Below are 16,839 nucleotides of genomic sequence, written 5' to 3'. Positions count from 1 at the left end.
AGCCGCAGGCGATCCCTGCGGAGCAACTTCGACGTGCCGTGGCTAGACTGGTTGATCAACTGGCGCTTCAATGGAGCCGCAGGCGATCCCTGCGGAGCAACGAAAATTGACTCCCTGTACTGGCTCGGCAAATGCATCGGCTTCAATGGAGCCGCAGGCGATCCCTGCGGAGCAACTTGTAACGTCAATGTAGGCACAGCTAACCCATATTCGCTTCAATGGAGCCGCAGGCGATCCCTGCGGAGCAACTAACTCCGCAACTCTTTATGCGGACGACGGACCGGCGGCTTCAATGGAGCCGCAGGCGATCCCTGCGGAGCAACGGCCAGCGCGCTGAAACAGCAGATTGATGGCACTGGCTTCAATGGAGCCGCAGGCGATCCCTGCGGAGCAACGCTCCAGCCTATCGGCACCTCAGCCACCGCTTCGTCGTGCTTCAATGGAGCCGCAGGCGATCCCTGCGGAGCAACTCTGCCTGGAAGTCCCATCCAGAACACCCCCTATCGTGCTTCAATGGAGCCGCAGGCGATCCCTGCGGAGCAACTATTTTGCTCGGATGAATGCCTTGGCAGGTACCTGGTGCTTCAATGGAGCCGCAGGCGATCCCTGCGGAGCAACATCACAGCCGTAAACAATGGCGTGCCGTACATCGAGCTTCAATGGAGCCGCAGGCGATCCCTGCGGAGCAACACCCTTCTTCCGCATCCAACCGAGCGCATAGACAATGTGCTTCAATGGAGCCGCAGGCGATCCCTGCGGAGCAACAGCGAAGGTCTTGTTGGTACGCCTAGCAAGAATCGTGCTTCAATGGAGCCGCAGGCGATCCCTGCGGAGCAACGGATGTACCCGAAAAAATGCGCAGTTTCCTCACGAAGCTTCAATGGAGCCGCAGGCGATCCCTGCGGAGCAACCGAGTCCAGCCCGTCCTGACGGCCTTGCGCTGCGGTGCTTCAATGGAGCCGCAGGCGATCCCTGCGGAGCAACTTTTTCGAGTGGCTCATGCAGGGACATGGGACGTACGCTTCAATGGAGCCGCAGGCGATCCCTGCGGAGCAACATTACTACTGCGATGCGTGTTGGGAGGCGTTGGGCGCTTCAATGGAGCCGCAGGCGATCCCTGCGGAGCAACGCAGATATACGATACTGAACGGGATTGTGCCGATGAGCTTCAATGGAGCCGCAGGCGATCCCTGCGGAGCAACGTCAGGGACAACATGCCGCGCATCCTCCTTGTCAAGTCAGGCTTCAATGGAGCCGCAGGCGATCCCTGCGGAGCAACTATGTCGGCATCCCCGTCCCACATGGCTGCATCGGGCTTCAATGGAGCCGCAGGCGATCCCTGCGGAGCAACACCCATGTTCGGAAGACGAAGTGAACGCTGTCATTGAGGTGCTTCAATGGAGCCGCAGGCGATCCCTGCGGAGCAACGTTCCGGTAACGGTGTCAGTACCGAGTACACACTTCAGCTTCAATGGAGCCGCAGGCGATCCCTGCGGAGCAACGCAGATCCAGCACATCTATCGTGTGCAAATACAGCACGCTTCAATGGAGCCGCAGGCGATCCCTGCGGAGCAACAGGTTCGGATTGCTCATAGGACTCAGGCGGAATAAGGCTTCAATGGAGCCGCAGGCGATCCCTGCGGAGCAACAGGCGCGTTCGTGTAGGGAGTGTTGGCAATGGGCGACGCTTCAATGGAGCCGCAGGCGATCCCTGCGGAGCAACCTGCGTTCATCGACTGCAATGTTTGCGTGGCATTTGCTTCAATGGAGCCGCAGGCGATCCCTGCGGAGCAACGAAGGCAAGCTGTTTTTCAGCATTCGTGGTGCGTTAGCTGCTTCAATGGAGCCGCAGGCGATCCCTGCGGAGCAACGAAGGTGTTGCCCCATGGGAAGGCCCGTTGATTCCGGCTTCAATGGAGCCGCAGGCGATCCCTGCGGAGCAACATATGGACGTAAGCGACGATTCCCGGAGTATCGCAAGGCTTCAATGGAGCCGCAGGCGATCCCTGCGGAGCAACCGGTCTACGTTTGCCAACTCCATGACACAGTTCTCGGCTTCAATGGAGCCGCAGGCGATCCCTGCGGAGCAACTACAGCGACACAGGCTCCGTCCCCGGTATCTCAGGGCTTCAATGGAGCCGCAGGCGATCCCTGCGGAGCAACATTTTGCTGGAGGTTTTCGGAAAAGTGACGAAATCCGCTTCAATGGAGCCGCAGGCGATCCCTGCGGAGCAACGAGTTTAGAGGCGCTGGAGGCGTACTTCCGAGACAGGCTTCAATGGAGCCGCAGGCGATCCCTGCGGAGCAACAAGCATGTACTCTTTCGACTGCGTGGCGCATAAGCCCGGCTTCAATGGAGCCGCAGGCGATCCCTGCGGAGCAACCCCTAACAGTCTGACACAGCTTAAGGCATGGCTGGAGCTTCAATGGAGCCGCAGGCGATCCCTGCGGAGCAACACTGTCTGAGTAGCAGAACCGCTTCCGATGATAAGCGCTTCAATGGAGCCGCAGGCGATCCCTGCGGAGCAACACTGCGCCCAAGCCTCGGCCCCCACATGGCGATCTCGCTTCAATGGAGCCGCAGGCGATCCCTGCGGAGCAACTTGGAGTATAAAATCATGCGCTACAAAGGCTTTTAGCTTCAATGGAGCCGCAGGCGATCCCTGCGGAGCAACGCCTTTGCAATGGAAAAGGCCCCGCAAGGTATTCGTGCTTCAATGGAGCCGCAGGCGATCCCTGCGGAGCAACGGCGAAAAACGCTGGCAAGGAGGCATCGCGGAATGAAGCTTCAATGGAGCCGCAGGCGATCCCTGCGGAGCAACGAACCCGGCCGCTATATCGACGTCACAGTTACCAAGCTTCAATGGAGCCGCAGGCGATCCCTGCGGAGCAACCTTGCTCCTGCGCGGTTTTAGGCGAGTAACCGGCACGCTTCAATGGAGCCGCAGGCGATCCCTGCGGAGCAACCAGATTGAGGCGGCGATGACGGCGGCCGACAAGGCGGCTTCAATGGAGCCGCAGGCGATCCCTGCGGAGCAACAGATTTCGCGCAGTGGGCCTCGAATCTCGGCAACACGCTTCAATGGAGCCGCAGGCGATCCCTGCGGAGCAACAAGCCCTGCGCGGCGAGATCGGCTACACGGGGAACCGCTTCAATGGAGCCGCAGGCGATCCCTGCGGAGCAACGACTTCACAGACAAGCAGTGGTCCGACCTAACGGATGCTTCAATGGAGCCGCAGGCGATCCCTGCGGAGCAACACGCATGATGGAGTCTGCCAACACCTACGAGAGACGCTTCAATGGAGCCGCAGGCGATCCCTGCGGAGCAACATGGTGGACACGTCCAGATGGGGAGCGCGTGAGGGGAGGCTTCAATGGAGCCGCAGGCGATCCCTGCGGAGCAACCCCACAAGTTCAATGTTTTCATTTCTTTTCCAATCTGCTTCAATGGAGCCGCAGGCGATCCCTGCGGAGCAACTGTCTGTCCATGGTGTGGGAGTAACAAGATTTTTGGCTTCAATGGAGCCGCAGGCGATCCCTGCGGAGCAACGCGGTGATATATGACTATATCAAACCCGATGTAGAGCTTCAATGGAGCCGCAGGCGATCCCTGCGGAGCAACATGGTTTTATTGCAAATTCCAAGCAAAAACAAATCAGCTTCAATGGAGCCGCAGGCGATCCCTGCGGAGCAACGCCCTGCGATTTGGCGAGATTATCCATGGAAGCTTGCTTCAATGGAGCCGCAGGCGATCCCTGCGGAGCAACGTAGAGATTCCGGAACGCCGCGAACAGGAACTCGTAGCTTCAATGGAGCCGCAGGCGATCCCTGCGGAGCAACGCGAATTCGAGATCAAATCATGGCGTTGGGTAACTTGGCTTCAATGGAGCCGCAGGCGATCCCTGCGGAGCAACTCGGGTTGGATTATAGTCGTCTCCTCTATGCTATATGCTTCAATGGAGCCGCAGGCGATCCCTGCGGAGCAACCGAACAAGAGCCTATCATGACGGCCTTCACATCTGCGCTTCAATGGAGCCGCAGGCGATCCCTGCGGAGCAACTGGGGAGTCGGTGAGCCGGGTGCTCGCCGACAGAATGCTTCAATGGAGCCGCAGGCGATCCCTGCGGAGCAACGAGGTCAGGGTGCGCTTCCTGAAATGCTTTGGTATCGCTTCAATGGAGCCGCAGGCGATCCCTGCGGAGCAACAACATTGCCGCAGGGGGGCGTCTCAGACGAGGATCGTGCTTCAATGGAGCCGCAGGCGATCCCTGCGGAGCAACGCATCTCGTCGTAGATGTACGTTGATTTCGGAAAGAGCTTCAATGGAGCCGCAGGCGATCCCTGCGGAGCAACAGCACGGGCCGAGATTGACGCCGAGATTCCGGACACGCTTCAATGGAGCCGCAGGCGATCCCTGCGGAGCAACGTGGGCATAACATGATTCGCAAAGCGAACACAACCTTCAATGGAGCCGCAGGCGATCCCTGCGGAGCAACTTGAGTAGTGGGTAACCCTTCCCATTGCGTCGAATTTCCTTCAATGGAGCCGCAGGCGATCCCTGCGGAGCAACCGCTACCTACGGTGTCAGCATGGGCGGACTATTGGAATACCTTCAATGGAGCCGCAGGCGATCCCTGCGGAGCAACGGACTCAACAGTGTACGTGCTGATTGACGCCTACATCCTTCAATGGAGCCGCAGGCGATCCCTGCGGAGCAACGTGTTGCTCTTTACTCACCGCCAACCCTCCTTAATCCTTCAATGGAGCCGCAGGCGATCCCTGCGGAGCAACCGCACCGGTCTGACCCTAGCCGTGATGCGGTATATCGAGCCACATGCGCGAACCCCCGTCGCTTTACTGGATTCGGATCCGGCGTCCACACAAAGTCACCAACGAAATGCGCTTCCAGCCCGAAGATATACAAAGCGCGAATCTCCCTGTATTTTACCACCACTTCAGGTTCGCGCACCGTCAAATCAAGACCTCCTCGCAGCTCGCTCACATTGCTATCACACAGGTTGTGATGAACACACATGATGCATTCGTGCCAACACGCTTGCCCCCACGGCAGCGCAGGGGCTGGTTCAATTACGCAGGACATCCAATGTATGCGTCGGTGTCCATCGTCAAATCGGGATCACACGACAGCCGTCCATGGTCAAATCGCGACCGGACGCCCGCCAGAGCAACCGCCGAATCTTCAGCTGTCGCCTCCCGCTCGTTCCGTTTGTCGTAGTCCACGCCAACATCCGCATACGCCTCCAACGGACACACCCCATCTCCGTCAAGCCGCTCTTCGTTTCGGGCGCGCATCGCGGAGCATCTGTCGACATCATCAGTACGTCCGGCGCATACATTGATTCCGTTTCATGTCGAAACCACGCGAAAATATTTTCAGAAAAGCGGGACAAAAGTCCCATGAGGACAGGGACTGCAGGCTCGTGAGCCAGTCGTCTTCCGGTGCTAGTTTAAAAGCGTTTATACAATATCTAGCGATTGAGGTGATTGTTATGAAAAGGGGTTCCAAAGCAGCCGGTATTGTATTGTCGACGATGGGCTTGGGTGTTCTTCTGTGTCCCTCTTTACCTACGCAAGCCGCTCCACTCATCAGCAACGCGCCAATGATCCGCGGTCATTTAACAACGGGATCGAACGCCAGCTCCAGCAGCAAAACGCACAATCTAGGCTGGGAGTCCACCAACTGGTCAGGCTATGTCCTCTCCGGAGGGACCTACAACAGCATCACCGGATACTGGGTCGTGCCCACGGTACAGTCCTCGAAGAGCGCCACCTACTCATCCTCGTGGATTGGAATTGATGGATATAATGACAGCGATTTGATTCAAACCGGAACCGAGCAGGATTACTACAATGGGTCAGCCCACTACGGAGCTTGGTGGGAAATCCTCCCGGCCGCGGAAACGCCCATCTCCATGACCGTCGAGCCAGGCGACGAAATGTATGCCGACATCCAAAATGAAGGCAACGGCCAGTGGCTCATCGAGATCAAAGACATCACACGGAACGAAACCTTCTCAACCACCCAGGCTTACAGCGGTCCCCAATCCTCCGCAGAGTGGATACAAGAACGGCCCATGGTCGGAAACCGCCTCTCCACACTGGCCAATTATGGAGAAACGACGTTCGATCCCGCCAGTGTCAATGGCAGCAATCCTGGCTTCACCTCCTCAGAATCAGGCGCCATGGTCAACAATTCCGGCACGCAAATCATCTCCTATCCATCCAACCCTGATTCGGATACAGACGGCTTCAACGTGGCATACGGCTCCACGCAACCGGCTCCGCCGGCATCCTAATCTGCAGCATGAATGGACCCACGCTTCAATTGGGGGCCACCAAATCGCGAGAAAGCGTTTGGTGGCCCCCGTGGGCCCCATATTCTTAGGCCGCCACGGCCCGCCGGTGGTTGTTGAGATACGCGAATCCGTTGATCTTAATCTCAAAACGGGTGAACTGGGCCGCAGGCGATGCCTGGGGAGTGACCTTGCTCTGCTGTGCCATCACCATTTCTATCGCGATAGCTTCAACGGAGCCGCAGGCGATGCCCGCGGAGTAACTGTCATCGTCGCGTACACGGAGAAGGCGCCGAAGCTGCTTCAACGGAGCCGCAGGCGATGCCCGCGGAGTAACTCCTCCAGCTCGTCCAGGTTGTCCTTCAGCTCGCCGCTTCAACGGAGCCGCAGGCGATGCCCGCGGAGTAACATGAGCGCAGGCGGGAATGTAGCAAAATGCGCACCTGGGCTTCAACGGAGCCGCAGGCGATGCCCGCGGAGTAACGCATCATCCCCGGAGACATCGTTGATGCCGCCGTCGAGCTTCAACGGAGCCGCGGGCGATGCCCACGGAGTAACAACAGTACCTCTCCACGCGGACACTAGGTCATCTGGACGCTTCAACGGAGCCGCGGGCGATGCCCACGGAGTAACGAGTTTCTGAAACGCCTCAGTAATGTGACTCGACTTGCTTCAACGGAGCCGCGGGCGATGCCCACGGAGTAACCACTTGATAGGCGCGGAAGAAGTACGAAAACAGTGGGCTTCAACGGAGCCGCGGGCGATGCCCACGGAGTAACAGCCGCCAGAGCCAGCGCAATCACGCAGTCATCATGCTTCAACGGAGCCGCGGGCGATGCCCACGGAGTAACGGAGACCTTATCGTCGTCGGTGGCCGGACATCAGTCGGGCTTCAACGGAGCCGCGGGCGATGCCCACGGAGTAACCGTTATAGTGACGTCACCGGACGCAGACGCGAGTTTGCTTCAACGGAGCCGCGGGCGATGCCCACGGAGTAACCGTTATAGTGACGTCACCGGACGCAGACGCGAGTTTGCTTCAACGGAGCCGCGGGCGATGCCCACGGAGTAACGTCGTGATGATGAACGACGAACCGTGGTTTGTCGCGCTTCAACGGAGCCGCGGGCGATGCCCACGGAGTAACGCGACCGTGTTGCACTCGCCAAAGCTCGCCGAGTTGGCTTCAACGGAGCCGCGGGCGATGCCCACGGAGTAACTCCCTGTATCATTTTGAACTTGTGATCATGATGGTGCTTCAACGGAGCCGCGGGCGATGCCCACGGAGTAACGCCCTCCCAAATACGGCTTACGTGTGTCTCCGAAGGCTTCAACGGAGCCGCGGGCGATGCCCACGGAGTAACAATCACACCGTTCTGGCTATCGTCACCGCTATTGCAGCTTCAACGGAGCCGCGGGCGATGCCCACGGAGTAACTAGGGAGCCTCGGCCGACAGCGTTCCCGTGAGGTTGCTTCAACGGAGCCGCGGGCGATGCCCACGGAGTAACCTCACAGTTAGGATGGTTTAATGTATGCGTGAGATGGCTTCAACGGAGCCGCGGGCGATGCCCACGGAGTAACCTCGTTCGTGCGTTCGTTGGGTGATTAGGCACACGCGGCTTCAACGGAGCCGCGGGCGATGCCCACGGAGTAACAGCCGAATACGAGGCGCAGAAAGGGGTATCCTCATGAGCTTCAACGGAGCCGCGGGCGATGCCCACGGAGTAACCGCACCATTGCTCGGGCCTGCAGTGATGCGTCAAATTCGCCGAAAAGCGCGAACCCGGGTTGCAGGGATCGAGCGACGCTCAGAACATGAATCAGCTTGGCACGTAAACACATACAAATTGCAGATTGACCATTCGCACGAAAGTAGCAAGAGGAGTACACGCACTGATGGTTCGCGCCGGACATGCTGCACTCCCCCCTTTCAGACACATGATAGAACGGGGCCACCCCGAATTCGAACAGGCTGGCCCCCGTAACAGGTCTGACTCCTATTCAGCCCGCTTTTAGCCAATGCCACGTTTGACTGAAAATTACGTTGAAGAACACCCTGATTGCTCAACTCTTCCTCGGAACAAACAATCCCAATCCAAAGTGACAGTGCGCTCCCAGTGCGATGGGCCCAGGAACCTTTTCGGCGAATTCAATTTCCCAAAATGATCCAAGCGTGTCCGGCAGATTCATTTTCTTAGATCTGCGATATCGTTGAAACTGAATCGTTTGATACTCACGTCCTCTTACCTTCACCGCCGGTAGTCTCTCTACGCGAACTGGTGATGGCAAGCCGCGGGTCGCAAGTTCTCGACGAATCTGTTCTTCCGGGCCGAACCTTCCATTTCGCTTGACATGCCACGGGTGCAAATAAGGTGTGCAGGTCCTCCACACACGCGCCGCTTGCAACAGAGGCAGTGCTTCCTGAGATCGCCCGTCCGTATCGTGCGCCCGTACTTCGGAAAATCCCTCCAAGTACAGTGGCCATTCTCTTCTCTCACCCGACCACCAAAGCGGTGTCCAGATTTTCCTCAATTTCAAAAGGGAATTTACCAATTCAGGCGGGAACGGTTCAGACGAATAAAGCGTGATATGCTCGAGTCGCCCATCCGCATCCGCATCTTCGGGTAAAATGTACAAATGCCGATGACCGACACTCAAGTTTCCCTCTGCGTCACGTCCACTCACGATGGTCGGAACAGCATCACCGCATATGGATAGAATCGCCATGTGTAAAATGTCCGCCACGTCGAGCGTTTGCAATAATCTCGGTAACCGATCGTGAACGATGGCAAACCGCGCAGCATGATATCTTTCCGAACGGTCTCGAACGGCCGGGATCGCATGAGTCCCTCTGAATTCATCGAGAACCGGCCGCTCGTACATGACCCACTGTGAGCCGGGAGGCTGCAGGCGACCAGCACGCTCCAAATCATTGGTATCCACCGAAAGTGCTTCCAGCAAGTCTTCCGCAAGTTCAAACCGTTTGCTTCGACTCGACTGTTTTTTGCTTGATGTGCGTTCCTCATTCTCTCGCCACTTCTTAAACTCACCATGAGACATCGGGACAAGCACCTTCGTAAACTCTTTCATATCGTTCGATGCGGCTGAACGGTCTACATCGACAAGAGTCTTCGCGGACTGTTCGACAGGGAAACAGTTTGCCTCACCACGAAAAACATCGACGAAATTTGCCTCGACCCAGCTTTCAGCTCGCCCAAGATAGGCAAGCTTGTCCACCAACCGTTTGAGCAATCGGGTCTCCGCATCATTCAGATTTACGTCAGGCCATCGCACCACTAGGACAGCATCGCGATCCAGACGCAAAAATCCGTCGTAGACCAGTGTTGTGCCTCCGCCCCCGATGGGCATATAGTGGCGGACATTCGTATGGACTGCTGGCGGCAGAGCATATTCTGGATGACTGCTCGACAGCGCATCAATCAGATTCCTTAACGTCTCAGTTGAAAATTCCTCATATACGGCTTTTCGATGCCAAACAGCAATGAGTGAGCGCAAAATTCTCCATGGCGAAGGCGGCCACTCCACATCCGCCTCGTTCACATGACGCTGCCATGGCGTGGCGTGATACTGTCCACCCGGAAACCGAAATTCTATGCCAACCATCACGCCATCCACCTCACTTTTTCCGGTATTCTACGGTCAACACATCCCCGAATTTGCCCGCTTTCGTCAACGCCTCAACCATGTCAGGCAACATTTGTTCCAGTTCGGCAAGCGTCGGTATAACCCATCCGTCCGGGTTCGTCGCAGCGAGAGATTCGCATGTCAAATCACAGGCTGTACGGAGCCTTAACCCAGTTGCAAGCAACCGTCGAATCTTATACAGCGAAAAGGCTATCAGGAAGTCTTCTGCCGCTTCTCCAAGACCAAAAGAGTGAATCTGAGCCAAATCGATATTGAAATATGCTACGATGCGCTTCGCGGTATATTCCTCGCGGTGAAACGGCACGTTGCCGAAGCCGTCACTGGTCGACCCCTTTGGATCAACACGATCGTTCTTTACACCGCCTGACTGAGCTACTTTCACATCCTCCGCCTCGATGAATGATGAAAGTACGCGCGGCAAACGTAAGCGACCACCCGCGAGTTCCTTCTTTGCCAAGAACAACCCGTGAACCAGGGCATTGGTATCATAGCGAAACACGACCTCGGCAAGCTTTCGAAGGTCCACTGGGCCCGATTCCAACGTCACCAATTCTTTCTTCAGGCGCTCCAAGACTGATTTATCAGCACCCTCAAGGATGTACGGTGAGTTCAATCGGTGTGCCTCCAATACGGAGTTGGTCAGTGATTCACCGTTCTCATTTCTCACTCTCACAAACGGTATACCGCGCAGCGGCGGCACCCAGTCATCCTCCGCCTCGTCCCAACATACGTTTTCAAGTCGATTTGCCATGCTTTGTGCAGACTCGACCAACAGCATGCGAATTCCTTCCTGTGGACTGTCGTACTCCGCAGCCCCCAAATCCGGAAAACCAGTCGGTTGAAAACGTGTGCCTTGCAAAGGCTTGAGCTCAGCTTCCAACAGCAGTCTCGAGACACCATTCAATGCTTCAAACACATTCATTGAGATCTCTCCTCTTCATTCGAATTTTGCGCTTCTACATGAACCAGTTTCCTCAGGTAACCTAAATCTGCATAACTCAAGGGAAAGGCAAGTGCTGCAGCACACCGCCGCCCGGACAATCCTCGCGAGACCACTTGGAAATGTTTGTTGTCCATACCAAAACCACTGATGCGAAGCCGTCGGACTGCCGTCACAGTGGCTCTGTCGATGCCGCTGTGGCTGTCCGATGTCAGGAGCGCCAACAGCTCCCTCGGCATCGGGATCCGCACCGAATCGAGAAGATTTAGAGCACGCCGCAGTGTTTCGTCAGGCGTCGAAACCAGTCGAGTCACTGCATAGGTCCATGGCACATGCGGGATGTCCATGTTGCGTACCCTTCGACGAGGTCGGGAAAATGCCCATGTCTTCAAGGCATCCGTCGCCGACAATGGCAGCAGTCCCCACACGAGATCCATAATGCGCTGGTCGTCCACCTCGCCAACAAGAAAGCGAATCACACTTGGAAGCGACGCCGTAACGTATCCGCCAAATGGCTTATCGGTACTGTGAGCCGTGGTGTTTTCCCTCTGGACTAAGTCACCGCGTTTTTCGCCGTCTGCTGGATGATTCGTTGATTCCTTCCTGTGTACGTCCGCGTCCAGTATCCGCCGATGCAGCAATTGAATTAAGTTGCGCGTCAAATCGCTGTCCTTCCAAATCACTCTCGGCTCAACGACGTCGCTCCAAGCTTTCGGATTGCGAGCGGCGACCGGCGTGAAATACGCGCGAACATGCGGCATGTCGTGCGTGTGCCACCCAGCGATGGCCGCCGCAAGTTCGAATTCGGCCGATCCGTCGTCCGCATATTCAAGCCACCTAGTGCTGTTCAATGTCAGTGGTGTACGGATTTCCGTAAGTGCAGCCGAATTTTTCGCCAGCAAACGCTCCGCCTTCCCCAGCGCGATTAACAACGCCTGCACTCTTGGTCCCCCGCCGTGCGCGCAAAGTTGGAACATCGCCTCGCGAATCTGCTGGTAAGCGGACTGGATACTGTGTGCTCCGCTCTTGCGCGCATAGGCCCCAAAACGATTCAGCCAGTTGCCCCGATCAAGTTCCGAGAGTATATCTGCTTGCGGACGCCGCGCGACGACGAAGCGGTTCAAGGGCGCGGCCAAGTACATATTCCCTGAGCGCTGCACGAACGCGTATCGTTGAAAGCTGTCAATGCCCCTGTCAACCGCCAGGGCTGCACAGGCTCGAGCAAAGTCGAGTCCGTCACGCACTGGGCGGCCCTTCACGTCAACCCTCCCCTCTTGGAATACATGTGAAATCTCGCGGTAGGAAGCCGGACGGTTCCAGAGTGGCATCCACATTTCCGGTCGGGAAGATGCCTCATCCACCTCGTTCACGGCCCCGCTGCCGACCCCGACGGAATAGACGGTGAATGGATAGCTCAGAACCGCCGTACGAGCCGTCTCCAATCGCTTCGTAGCAGCTGCTGCGAAAACCAGCGCTCCCTCCAAATTCAGGACGAACTCCCACGGGTTCGCAAGCACTGCGCCCTTGAATCCAGCCCGTCCATTCGGACCGCCCGTCGATCCCGGCGAAAATTGTCCGGTAGACACGGATGGCAAGTCGGATGCGAGCGTTCCAAACAATGCAGATTCCAGCCAAGGCATATTGTTGTCTTTCGGCACCCCAGCGTCGAGATCGAATAAATCAATCAGCCGCTGCATGAAGTTGTTCGTGAACTCCAAATTTCCATCGTTACCGCCAGTTCCGAGCAGTGGTGGAAACCGCGGATTGTCAGCCGTCAACACGACCGCTGCGTCCAGCCATTCCACTGCCTCATCCGGCAGCCAACTCCGGCAGAGCGCGAGCAAATTGGTCTTCTCTTGTTTTTCTGGTCCCTCTTTCAGCCCCATCTCTGCGACAAGCTGTCTCGCCGTTACAATCGCAGTGCGATACGGAGCAAACCGTTCACTTTGCGCCTCGCTCATCGCCATGACAACCTCAAAGGCGCTCGCGCGCTTGGGATAAAACCCGCTTGCGCTATTCCAAGGTGCAAGAATGGGCGTCGGGACGTACTGGTCTGAGAAAAAGCGAATGAGCGCCTCCCGTCCCAGGGTCGACCGCAAGTGAAAGACATCGTGTTCCCACCAGCCCTGCGCCTCCGAATCAATCTGCTCTCCAACCAGACGTAACACGGCAAGTGCTCGCAAATATCCAGAGAGTGGTGTGGGATTGCAGCCCGTCAGCGCTATGTCAAATTGCTGAGGCATGATGTTCCGCCTCCTCCGCGGATGCTCGCCAATCTGCAACGCGCAGCATCGTTTCCAGCCAAGCTAGTCGAAACGGCCCCAACGCTTGCAAACAAGCCAGAGCCCCATCCGTCCAACTTCGCGTGCCATGTGAATTACGGTCACCGCTTCCGCCCATCTCCAGCACCGCTAAGGAAAGAGCTACCTGTGGGAATGTGAAACCGTCTTCCAGGGTGTACGCAGGAAGGACATCGCCCTCCCAAACGCCTCTAGCAAACAGAGGCCGTTCCGCCCCTCGCGGCAGCTTGTCCAACGGCGGACCTTCCTCAGTCGGCACAGACCGAATGGAGAGACGAATCTTTCCGTGATGAGCAGCAATCAAATAGGCCACCAAGCGGACATCGTCATTGTTGCGCGTTTCCATCGGTCGAGTTTGCAGGTACGCAAGTGCAGAAGCCAACTCATGGCGAAAACCTTTACGCAGGTAGTCCGATTTATCCACCCCAGCGCCCTTGGCTAGAAACTGATGGCTCCAATCACGATTCTGCGGGAGATTTCGCCTCAGTTTTTCTTGAAATACCTCGTGCAGCTTGCCCCAGTCGTGATACCGAGCCGCTTCCAACACGTGTTCGAATGGAGACATCTGATGCAGCTGGTCCGCGAGGCGATTCGCATGACGGATCACATCCGACGTATGCTCTGACAAGGTCACCGGCTGTGCGATCTCCCGACTGGCATTGTCGTTCTCACCATCGTGCGCCTCCAGTTGTATCCGTGACGTCAGCGCCTCGTCAATGGGCACAGGGGTCCAATCATCCGCCAGAAAGCCCAACTCGGTGGAATAGCCGCCAAAACGAGCATTCAATAGAATGGTTTGCCCCGGATAGATGGTGTCTTTTGTGACCACCTTCCATTCCCCTGACAGGATGTCCCAAGTCCAAGCCACCCGCTGTTGCCCTTTGTGGGTCTTATCCAAGTAGTCCCTGAACATCGACATGGAAACATGACAAATTTCGTCAGTCGATGGCTTGTGATTCACGGTCGTCGGCCGATCACCTTCCCAAGCACGCCAAAACACTTCGACATCCTGCTGTGTACCGCTTCGTATGTAGGGAGAGATGTCGATGTCACGTCCCGTCAAATCAGGTGTCGTATCAAATAAATTCAAGAGATCGCGTCGTCGAATCACGTAGCGAGCTTTCATTTTTTCGTCTACAACGGGTAAATACTGTATCCCTACGTCCCCTAGCCCCGCCATTTTGCGCTTTGCCGCAGCGAGTTCATCGACTTCGTAGGGAACACAACATGCTGGCTCCAACTCTACATCAATGACGGAGACTGAAGGAGACTTTGCTTTACCATCCCGATTGCACCGGCCAAATCGCTGTACCAGTGAAGCCCAAGGGGCCAATTCGGTGACCAGTGTTTCGGCGGAGATGTCAATGCCCGCCTCCACAGCCTGAGTGGCCACCACGATACAATCACGACCTTGCAGGGACAAAAGTTCCTCGTTGAGCCTCACTCGGTCCACCTGTCGATACCGACTGTGCAGAAGCATAAGCTCAGACTTGTCTTTGCCCAATTTCCGCAGGGCCTCGTAGACGGCTTGCGCTCGCGCTACGCGATTACAAATTACCAGCGTTACGGTTTGAGGCTGGTGGAGAGCCAAGGTGAACTCTGCCAAGGCCGAAGCATACTTCGAAGTTCCTTTCGACAAAAGCGCTTCCTTGGAAAGGATGAGCGGCGCATCAACCACTGGTTTGGGCGCCTCTCGTCGTTTTCGTACACGCGCGAGGTCTTCGGGAGGCAACACCAACAATCGCCCTTGCTTCGCAATCTCTGCAAAGTCGACCGTATACAGCCAGTCCATTTGGAAAGTGGCGGACATCCAAACTGTCTGTGTCCTGCCAAAGGTACCGAATTTCTGTCGAAACGCCTGCAATTGAGCGGTCGTCGCCAGTGCATCTGCCCCAAAAAGTTGTGGTTCATCGACCACCCAAAGACAGTCCTGATTTAGCAAAGCGTAGTGCATTGGCCAACGAAAACGACTCATAGAATATCCCCTGTTGAGAGCGCGCGACAGCAATTGATCCTGAGTCCCTACGAGAATGGCGTCTTGCTCAGGATGCACATCCCAATCTCCCCGCGTTTCTCCCCCCATGAGAACATATACCGGGATGGGAGCGCCTTCTGGGTGCACAAGTTGACGGCCTCCCAGTTTGTCGACAGCCCCGGACCCGATAGCGTCCGCTTCAGGGATGGCTAGTCCCAAATTGCGGAGCCAAGACTGAATAGATTCCTTCGTCTGGTAAACAAGGGAGCGCTGCGGCAGGCAATAGACAAGCCGCCTAGGGGTGGTCCGTCTGATCTTCTCATCAGCAAATCGCCGGCGCCAGATCCACGCGACGGAAACAGCCGCGGTCTTCCCCAGTCCGGTGCCCACAGAAACCGCCAGCGGCCAGTCGGCCGCTTCAGCGAGTTTTCTCTGGTAATCATAGGGCATGTTACCCGTGGCCCGTTGGAAAAACTCTTCATAGTTCGGGGGCGCCACCAATTGAAAACCTCCCTTCAGCCAATTTAGGTAGATGTAGTTTATTTCGGATGTTTCTGATATCGATTCACAGTATACAGTATATAACAGGAAATCGCCTTCGTCAATTTAGAGTAAGGCATATTATCAATCTCACGAATATAACCATGAATACGACTGTATGATATAATCAGGTATCTTGACGAGGGGTGAAGCGGCCCAATTGAAGAGTGAGCTTGATCATCTGAACATTTTCCGCCATAGGAACAAACCGCCGCGCCGGTTGGCGCGGCCCCTTGTCCTAGCTTAATCCAACGTCCCTTTGCACCGAAGCCCGGCATCAATGACATGGTACCCTCCATTGACCCACGGGTGTTGTGCACACCTCGCTCATTCAAATCCGCCTCCCTTACTTGGAAGGCGTTTCAGATAAAACCATCGTTCCGCATCCTCGAAATCCTGTTCGTCCACTTGACCCTGAATGAATGGAATCAGATCGTCGAGATATCCCGCCAGTTGCAGTTTTTCACGAAGCGTGTGCAATCGCTCACGCTTTTCTCGCGCACTCGGCACACTCTTCAATTCTTTCTCAATCTTATACCAAAATTCATCCGATTCTGTGTATACGAGAATCATCCATAACTCTGACATGGTGAAGGTCACCGTCTCATTGCTGCCGCCTTTCGTCACAGCTGACCAAAACTCGTCACCCGTGTACGGAATTTTCTTCACCAGTTGACGTTTGTTGCTGCCGCAAATGTATTGATACGCCTGTTCAACCGGTTCAAGGTCAATGCCTTTGGAACTCGATCCAGCCTCTGAAAGGCATTGGTAAAAATCACGCCATCGGCGAATCAACCGCCTGGCATTCTTCAACTTGAGTTCGAACGGGTCGGTGACCCAGATGCGGCTCTGCATCGATTCCAGCGCCACGCTGTATTCCCGCCATGGAGTTCCGAAATACTGGTATAATCCGTCCGGTCGAGGTACAGCATGAGCGCATGAATGTCTTCCCAAGCATCAGACAGCTCGTCCGACTTTCCACGGGCGTCAAGCGCCATGAGATATCCCTCAACCCAGTTCTGCTGGATGACTGGATTCCAGTCGATCCCGTCGAAATAGTCACGAACTTCCCTCTGCACGTCCGCGACTGTCGTCATAACGCGCC

General features: G+C 56.2%; 8 protein-coding genes and 2 CRISPR repeat arrays (1 of these 10 only partly in view). Of the genes, 1 reads left to right on the top strand and 7 read right to left on the bottom strand.

What is annotated here, in order from left to right; translation table 11 throughout:
• A CRISPR array of direct repeats spans positions 1 to 4,792; the repeat unit is 37 nt; unit sequence GCTTCAATGGAGCCGCAGGCGATCCCTGCGGAGCAAC; it reaches 1,478 nt to the left of the window's first position.
• Between the two features lie 297 nt (positions 4,793 to 5,089).
• A complete protein-coding gene (locus JI721_RS09145; protein WP_274454573.1) occupies positions 5,090 to 5,314 on the bottom strand; it encodes a hypothetical protein in 225 nt (74 codons plus the stop codon).
• Between the two features lie 128 nt (positions 5,315 to 5,442).
• Between JI721_RS09145 and JI721_RS09140 the strand changes: the two genes are divergently transcribed.
• Positions 5,443 to 6,318 (top strand): G1 family glutamic endopeptidase, encoded by an 876-nt coding sequence (locus JI721_RS09140; RefSeq protein ID WP_274454572.1) that lies wholly within the window; start codon positions 5,443 to 5,445, stop codon positions 6,316 to 6,318.
• 224 nt (positions 6,319 to 6,542) lie between these two features.
• A CRISPR array of direct repeats spans positions 6,543 to 8,042; the repeat unit is 37 nt; unit sequence GCTTCAACGGAGCCGCGGGCGATGCCCACGGAGTAAC.
• Positions 8,043 to 8,377: 335 nt separating this feature from the next.
• On the opposite strand, the gene csb2 is transcribed toward JI721_RS09140, so the two are convergent.
• From csb2 to JI721_RS09110, 6 genes are all read right to left on the bottom strand, one after another.
• Positions 8,378 to 9,937, bottom strand: coding sequence for a type I-G CRISPR-associated protein Csb2 (gene csb2 / locus JI721_RS09135; protein ID WP_274454571.1), 1,560 nt, complete (start codon positions 9,935 to 9,937; stop codon positions 8,378 to 8,380).
• 13 nt (positions 9,938 to 9,950) lie between these two features.
• A complete protein-coding gene (cas7g, locus tag JI721_RS09130) occupies positions 9,951 to 10,901 on the bottom strand; it encodes a type I-G CRISPR-associated RAMP protein Csb1/Cas7g (RefSeq protein WP_274454570.1) in 951 nt (316 codons plus the stop codon).
• Complete coding sequence (gene cas8g1, locus JI721_RS09125; protein WP_274454569.1) at positions 10,898 to 13,162, bottom strand: type I-G CRISPR-associated protein Cas8g1/Csx17; 2,265 nt, start codon at positions 13,160 to 13,162, stop codon at positions 10,898 to 10,900. Before cas8g1 ends, cas7g begins: the two co-directional genes overlap by 4 nt.
• Positions 13,146 to 15,692 carry a type I-G CRISPR-associated helicase/endonuclease Cas3g gene (cas3g, locus tag JI721_RS09120; RefSeq protein WP_274454568.1) on the bottom strand — a complete coding sequence of 849 codons (2,547 nt, stop codon included), beginning with the start codon at positions 15,690 to 15,692 and terminating at the stop codon, positions 13,146 to 13,148. Before cas3g ends, cas8g1 begins: the two co-directional genes overlap by 17 nt.
• 369 nt (positions 15,693 to 16,061) lie before the next feature.
• Complete coding sequence (locus JI721_RS09115; protein ID WP_274454567.1) at positions 16,062 to 16,604, bottom strand: hypothetical protein; 543 nt, start codon at positions 16,602 to 16,604, stop codon at positions 16,062 to 16,064.
• Entirely contained in the window at positions 16,544 to 16,831 is a 288-nt protein-coding gene (locus JI721_RS09110) for a hypothetical protein (RefSeq protein ID WP_274454566.1), read from the bottom strand. Before JI721_RS09110 ends, JI721_RS09115 begins: the two co-directional genes overlap by 61 nt.
• Between the last annotated feature and the right edge of the window lie 8 nt (positions 16,832 to 16,839).

The organism is Alicyclobacillus cycloheptanicus, from assembly GCF_028751525.1.
GTDB classification, from domain to species: Bacteria; Bacillota; Bacilli; order Alicyclobacillales; family Alicyclobacillaceae; genus Alicyclobacillus_L; species Alicyclobacillus_L cycloheptanicus.
Note: the sequence above shows the minus strand (reverse complement) of the source record. Positions and strands in the feature narration are given on the sequence as shown.

What these genes read in the sequence shown, in the direction of transcription:
- JI721_RS09145 (WP_274454573.1), bottom strand. Translation starts at nt 5,314, where the DNA reads ATGCGCGCCCGAAACGAAGAGCGGCTTGACGGAGATGGGGTGTGTCCG.
- csb2 (WP_274454571.1), bottom strand. Translation starts at nt 9,937, where the DNA reads ATGGTTGGCATAGAATTTCGGTTTCCGGGTGGACAGTATCACGCCACG.
- cas7g (WP_274454570.1), bottom strand. Translation starts at nt 10,901, where the DNA reads ATGAATGTGTTTGAAGCATTGAATGGTGTCTCGAGACTGCTGTTGGAA.
- cas8g1 (WP_274454569.1), bottom strand. Translation starts at nt 13,162, where the DNA reads ATGCCTCAGCAATTTGACATAGCGCTGACGGGCTGCAATCCCACACCA.
- JI721_RS09110 (WP_274454566.1), bottom strand. Translation starts at nt 16,831, where the DNA reads ATGACGACAGTCGCGGACGTGCAGAGGGAAGTTCGTGACTATTTCGAC.